The sequence below is a fragment of the Vibrio sp. S11_S32 genome, assembly GCF_014694465.1.
In the GTDB taxonomy this organism is placed as follows: domain Bacteria; phylum Pseudomonadota; class Gammaproteobacteria; order Enterobacterales; family Vibrionaceae; genus Vibrio; species Vibrio algicola.
Window position 1 is genome coordinate 1 of record NZ_JAAUWS010000094.1, and the last position, 3,577, is coordinate 3,577.

5 protein-coding genes are annotated in these 3,577 nt (G+C 38.0%); all 5 read left to right on the plus strand.

Features of this window, described 5'->3' with window-relative positions; translation table 11 throughout:
• On the plus strand, positions 1-118 hold a 118-nt coding region (locus tag HC723_RS16525), incomplete at its 5' end, for an IS3 family transposase (protein WP_190338159.1).
• 160 nt (positions 119-278) lie between these two features.
• Complete coding sequence (locus tag HC723_RS17545) at positions 279-641, plus strand: thermostable hemolysin (protein ID WP_190339866.1); 363 nt, start codon at positions 279-281, stop codon at positions 639-641.
• A gap of 11 nt (positions 642-652) precedes the next feature.
• On the plus strand, positions 653-2,014 hold the full coding sequence (locus HC723_RS16535) for an MFS transporter (protein ID WP_190339867.1): 1,362 nt from the start codon (positions 653-655) through the stop codon (positions 2,012-2,014).
• A gap of 116 nt (positions 2,015-2,130) precedes the next feature.
• Positions 2,131-2,607: a hypothetical protein gene (locus tag HC723_RS16540; protein ID WP_190339868.1), complete on the plus strand. Its 477-nt coding sequence runs from the start codon at positions 2,131-2,133 to the stop codon at positions 2,605-2,607.
• A 117-nt stretch (positions 2,608-2,724) separates the two neighbouring features.
• Positions 2,725-3,471: a helix-turn-helix domain-containing protein gene (locus HC723_RS16545; protein WP_190339869.1), complete on the plus strand. Its 747-nt coding sequence runs from the start codon at positions 2,725-2,727 to the stop codon at positions 3,469-3,471.
• The last annotated feature ends 106 nt before the right edge of the window (positions 3,472-3,577 follow it).

Genomic DNA, 3,577 nt, shown 5'->3' on the forward strand with positions numbered 1-3,577 from the left:
AGAAGATGTTGAAGAATATATCCGGTATTACAACCATGAAAGGTTGCATACTACGCTTGGTGATTTAACGCCAATCGACTATGAAAAATTACAAAGTCAGGTGTCCTATTGGGCTTGACCAGAATACCCGCCAGAAGGGATTTTGATACAGTCAAATACTTTATCGATCAAAAATGTCATATTTGGTCAGGTTATTGTCCGTTTCTAACATTATAAATTCAGTCTGAATAATGAAGAATATGACAAATGGAGGCTTTCAATAAAAAGGAGATTGGCTAGTGAGAAAATATATCTATATAGAATCATCAACAGAATCTCATAAAAATATAACTACCAAAATCAACATAATAACAAAGCAAGAAAATAGTACAGAGATACTAAATTATATATCAAAAATCTATTCCGAAACTTATAATGCAGATGTGTCGCCTTCATCTGATCTTCTAGTTTATACAACAAAGGGGGAAAACGTTGAGATTTTGGCTTGTGCAGGCATGTCTATGGGGAAAGATGATAAGGTTCTTCGAGAGATCATTCAATCTGGTGAATACATCAAGAATATTGATGTACATATCGATGACAATACTGCGGAGATCGTAAAAGGATTCTCCAAATCAAAAAAAATACATGTATTCGGTTAAGCGGGGCATTTATGCAAACTGAAACTAATCAGGAAGTACAATTAAACTCCAATAAAAACTCGGTGGCCACATTTGCTATCGTTCTCTCTCTCTTCATGGCTGCAGTTGATGGAACCATCGTAAGTACTGTATTACCTGAGATTAGTACTTCTTTAGGTCAACCTTCTTTGTACCCCTTGATAATGTCTGGATTTTTGCTGCCAGTTGCGCTTATTGCACCTTTTATTGGGGCTATTGGAGACAAATTGGGAATTAAACCCACACTGGTTGCCAGCATTTTAGTGTTTATCGTTGCATCTATATTTGCGGCAAACGCAATTACTATGCAAATGTTAATATTTTCCCGGGTTATTCAAGGTGTAGGTGCAGGTTCAATTATTGTGTTGTGTTACGCCTTACTTGCAGCAGTATTTTCTGTTGACGAGCGGGCAAAAATGCAAGGTATGTTAAGTGGTGTGTGGGGTATATCAGCAATACTTGGACCAATCCTTGGTGGGCTTCTTTCATCCATGTTCGGTTGGAAATCGATATTCCTTATAAATGTACCTATCGGTTTGATTGCTTTAGTTATGCTACTTCAAGTTAAAACCTTGGAATTAGGTAATAAACAAAGCCAAACCAGAATCGATTTTCTGGCTCAAATATCCTTTGCCATCATGTGTTTTTCTGTGATGATGCTGGTAAGTGAAAACCATATAGAGTGGTTAAACAATTATGTTCTTACTTTGTTATTTCTAGGTGCTTTCATCGTACTGATAGCTCGAGTACTAAAGAATGCAAAGGCTAGTCCTATTCCCGCACCCTTTTTCAAACATAAACCTTTGGTATCAACCGTTGTAATGGTTTTAGTATCAAGCGCGACCCTATATTCAGCGGTTACAATAATCCCGATCACACTTGCCCAACTCGGCCAATCAACCGTGTCATTAAGTGCGCTAATAACTACGGCTGCACTGGGTTGGGTATTTGGTGCCGCAATCTGTGGAAGCAAACTTGCTAAATTTGGGTTTAAATTGCCGGCTTTCATTGGAATGTTATTGCTATTTGCAGGCACTATTGGGATGATCCCAGCGATCAATTCGACAAATGTAATTTTTATCGCTGGGTGCCTTGCTTTCATAGGCCTAGGTATGGGGTTTGTTTCCACCTGCACATTAGTTTACGTGCAAAACTCTGCTCCAAAAGAACAGCTAAGCAGTTGGACATCTACCGTACAGTTCCTACGAAATATTGGTTCTGCTGTTGGGATCAGTCTTTTCACTTCGATTCAGCTTAGTCAGCATGGTGGATACGAAGTGAGCTTCTACATATTAGCTGCTGTCATATTTATTGGTTCGTTATTCTCTTTCGCTTTACCCAAATCTTATAAATAGGCTTTTTAAATTTCTATAGTTGTCCGGTTTGTTCTGCTTTGCGTCAGTTATAAACATTCTGGACACAACCAAGTAATGATAATTTTTCTAAAACAACGATGAAAAGTGGATTAGACATGAGTTATGACCTGTTCAAAATGGTACATGCAATTGGAGCTGTTGGCGCGACTGGATCACTGTTAGTCGCTCCTTGGATGTCTTATAAGTTAAGACACGCAACAGCTTCAAATAAAACTCTATTGTTAAAAGGGTTGGCGTTTACAGACCGCTACTACAACATTGCGGGCTGGATCGTTATGTTAAGTGGTATTACAATGTTTTGTTTACAAGACTGGCACCGTATGTTCCAGTTCTGGTTCGTACTAAGTGTTGCCATATTCATCGTCGATTCAATAGCTGAAAAAATATGGCGAGACCCTGCTAATGATGCATTAACGTCTCTAAATCCGGATGATGTTCTTTGGTTATCAGAGACACAGCGTTTACACAAAGCAGTGATGACTCAGATGATATGTACTTCACTCATTTTTATTACCATGTTTTTTCACAGCCAACTTAAATTGAACTTGTTAGGGATGCAATTGTTTCTGTAAATAATAAGTGGGAATACATTATACCAAACTTTTTAAGAATATTACCAAATCAATATGTTAGGATATAAAGAAAGTATCTACTTTTAATAGTACTAACTGGACAGGGAAAATTTCAGAATGCTTTTTACTGTCGAGCGTCATATTGACAAAGTGATTAATGAGCCAGTTCATAAACATGAAAATGGACAGTTAATATATATGAGGCAAGGTGTTTGTATTGGTCAAGCAGAACAGAACCAATGGCTCATTCAAAAAGGAATGTTAGTTTGGATCCCATCCAATGTTTCTCACCACGCTGAGTGCAAATACACTGCCAGTCTAATCGCCATGTATATTCCTCCTGAGATTGCTGTCTTCTGGCCAGAGAAAATCGTGTTAGTTGATGCAAGTAAATTAGCTGTTGGCATTATCGACAAGTTTGCTTTCAGCAATATCGAATCAAGTAAAGCTAACAACTTACTAAGCTTTTTGCTGGAGGAACTAATACAGGGTGTTCCTAGCAATAACCTACTCCCTCTCCCGGAAGATAGAAGGCTCGTTCGCATAACCCAAAGTGCGATAAAGAATCCTTCGGAAAAAGTAAGTTTAAGAGAATGGGCTCGGAAAGTTGGTGCATGTGAGCGTACCTTATCCAGATTATTTATAAAAGAAACTGGATTGTCATATAAATGCTGGATTAACCGACTAAAACACAATGAAGCATTGTCTGGTTTAAGAGATGGCTTAACTAACGAAGAGTTGTCGATAAAGCTAGGTTTTTCCTCTGGTGATTCATTCAGTCATTGGTTTCAAAAAGAGTTTAATTCATCTCCAAGGAGCATGAGAAAAAACCTGTTAAGTTCCGGTTCTGTCGCAAAGTTTTAATAAGCGGCTATTGCACTAATCTCCAGGCGTAATTACGCTACGAGACCGTAAAACTGTTCCCAACTAGATAATCCATTTGGATTATCTAGTTGTTCATTTTTGATCA